General features: G+C 63.2%; 1 protein-coding gene and 1 pseudogene. Both read left to right on the top strand.

The features are described from left to right. A pseudogene (locus EN893_RS35750) lies at positions 1-276 on the top strand (VOC family protein); the annotation flags it as partial. After that, positions 273-915 (top strand): 3-deoxy-8-phosphooctulonate synthase (gene kdsA, locus EN893_RS35745; protein WP_128362255.1); only part of this gene is annotated, 643 nt, incomplete at its 3' end. The pseudogene EN893_RS35750 and the gene kdsA, both read left to right, overlap by 4 nt.

Below are 915 nucleotides of genomic sequence, written 5' to 3'. Positions count from 1 at the left end.
GATCCGGCCGCCGACGGGCAGGGCGGCATTTTTCCCTTGCCGAATGCGGATTTGAGCGTGCTTGACCGCGCGGCTTTCACCGCGCGCTTCGGCCTGCCGGCCGGCGCGCCGACAGATCTACGCTTCGCAGCGGTGGTCTTTTCGGTTCGGAACGCCGATGTGACATCAAGGCTGCTTGCAGCCAATTCCGTCCAACACGATATAGCGGGCAATGATATCGTCGTGCGGCGTGCACCCGGACAGGGCGCGGCCTTTATCTTCCGGGAGATCCCATGAGCAAGCCGCAAGCGTCCAATTCGATGGCGCCCAATTCGTCTGTAGCCGTCGGCAATGTCGTCTTCGACAACAGGGCGGCTTTGTCCCTGATCGCCGGCCCGTGCCAGTTTGAATCGCGCCAGCATGCCTTCGACATGGCCGGCGCACTGAAGGAACTGACCGGCAGGCTCGGCATAGGCCTCGTCTACAAGACCAGCTACGACAAGGCCAACCGCACCTCGCTGTCGGCGACGCGCGGCGCCGGCATGGACGCAGCCCTTCCCGTCTTCGACGAACTGCGCAAGGAATTTTCGCTCCCCGTGCTGACCGATGTCCACACCGAGGAGCAGTGCGCGATCGTCGCGCCGCATGTCGATGTCCTGCAGATTCCGGCTTTCCTGTCGCGCCAGACGGACATGCTGGTCGCCGCCGCAAGGACCGGCAAGGTTATCAATGTGAAGAAGGGGCAGTTCCTCGCCCCCTGGGACATGAAGAACGTCGTCGCCAAGATCACCGGATCCGGCAATGCCAATGTGCTGACCACCGAGCGCGGCGCCTCCTTCGGCTACAACACGCTGGTCTCCGACATGCGCGCTCTTCCCATCATGGCCGAAATCGGCGCGCCCGTGATCTTCGATGCCACCCATTCGGTGCAGCAAC

The organism is Mesorhizobium sp. M7A.F.Ca.CA.004.04.2.1 (assembly GCF_004022825.1).
In the GTDB taxonomy this organism is placed as follows: Bacteria; Pseudomonadota; Alphaproteobacteria; order Rhizobiales; family Rhizobiaceae; genus Mesorhizobium.
The sequence above is the reverse complement of the archived record's forward strand: the minus strand, read 5'-3'. Positions and strand labels throughout refer to the sequence as shown.